The 1,682-nt window shown below is 69.7% G+C and carries 1 protein-coding gene; it reads left to right on the top strand.

Features of this window, described 5'->3' with window-relative positions:
• Positions 1–93: 93 nt before the first annotated feature.
• Complete coding sequence (locus M1E25_RS24600; RefSeq protein WP_251419357.1) at positions 94–1,530, top strand: IS1380 family transposase; 1,437 nt, start codon at positions 94–96, stop codon at positions 1,528–1,530.
• The last annotated feature ends 152 nt before the right edge of the window (positions 1,531–1,682 follow it).

Here is a 1,682-nt window from a genome sequence, read left to right as displayed (position 1 = left end):
TAGCCTCGCCGTTTCGGTTGGGTACGGCGGCTGGTTGGGCGAAAACGCGAAAGTGCCTTCCTGACCTGGGACGATGAACCTTGCTGAGGGGTTCTGTCAGTCCAAGCGGAGGGCACTTTCTACGTGCAGGCTATCGGGTTGCGTCCCAAGGTCCACGTCAGCGCCGATGGTTCGGGGGTGGTCGGGCATGCCGGGGCACGGTTGCTGGCCGATCTCGCTGACGCCACCGGGCTGACCGCCGCTTACTCCGCCGCGCTCAGGCCGCTTCGGCCGCGCGGGACCGGTCATGATCCGGGACAGATCGCCACCGACCTGGCGGTGATGCTCGCCGACGGCGGCGAGGCCATCGCGGACCTGGCGTTACTGCGCGACCAGGGCGAGGTGTTCGGCCCCGTCGCCTCGACACCGACGGCCTGGCGACTGCTCGCCGACACCGACGACAGGACGCTGACCGCTCTGCGCTCGGCCCGCGCCCACGCCCGGGAGGTGGCCTGGCTGCAGGCCGCTGAACGGGGCGAGGGCATACCCGCAGCCCGGGCCGGCGGACGTGCACTGCCCGGACTGGTCCTGGACCTCGACGCCACACTGGTCACCTGCCACTCCGAGAAGGAGCAGGCCGCACCCACCTACAAGGGCGGCTTCGGCTTCCACCCGCTTCTGTGTTTCCTCGCGAACACCGGCGAGGCCGTATCGGGGCGGCTGCGGCCCGGGAACTCCGGAGCCAACACTGCCGCCGATCACATCACGGTGCTCGACCAGGCAATCGCGCAGATCCCCGACGCTCACCGGCACGGCACCGACATCCTCATCCGCGCCGACAGTGCCGGATCCGCGAAAGCCTTCCTCGCCCACGTTCGTGACCTGCGCAAACGAGGAATCCGTACCTTCTTCTCCGTCGGATACGCCATTACCGACCCGGTCCGCCGAGCTGTCCGGACCATGCCCGACCGCCTCTGGCATCCCGCCCTGGACCAGGACGGGACGCTGCGTGACGGTGCTGAGGTCGCCGAGCTGACCGGCATGCTCGAGCTGCCCGGCTATCCGACCGGCACCCGCATCATCGTGCGCCGCGAGCGGCCACACCCCGGAGCCCAGCTCTCACTGTTCGACCAGGACGAGGGCCTGCGGCACCAGGTCTTCCTCACCGACACGCCATACTCCGGGGGCGGATCCGCCCAGTTCCTGGAGGTCCGTCACCGCGGGCATGCCACCGTCGAGGACCACATCCGATGCGGCAAGACCACCGGCTTCGGCCGCTTCCCCTCCCGCGACTTCAACGTCAACGCCGTCTGGCTCGAACTCAGCCTCGCGGCGATCGATCTGCTGGCCTGGACGCGCGTCCTGCTACTGGACGGGGAGCTGGCCACTGCCGAGCCGAAGAAGCTCCGCTACCGGCTGCTGCACGTCGCCGCCCGCCTCACCCTCGGCGGCCGACGCCTGCGCTTGCGGATATCGGCGACCTGGCCCTGGAGGAACGAACTGGCCACGGCCTTCCATCGCCTCGCCGCACTGCCCCGTCCCGCCGGCTGACCACCAGGCCCCTGACCGCCCACGACCCGAAAGGACCCTGGAGAACCCGGCCACCGCGCCGGGCCTCCACCATGCCCGAAAACCGAAATCGCGTCAGCCACCCGGCAGTTCCCCCTCACCGACGCCTCATCACCCCAACCGAAACGGCGAGG

This window comes from Streptomyces meridianus (genome assembly GCF_023703325.1).
In the GTDB taxonomy this organism is placed as follows: Bacteria; Actinomycetota; Actinomycetes; order Streptomycetales; family Streptomycetaceae; genus Streptomyces; species Streptomyces meridianus.
This window is presented reverse-complemented; position numbering and strand designations above follow the sequence as displayed.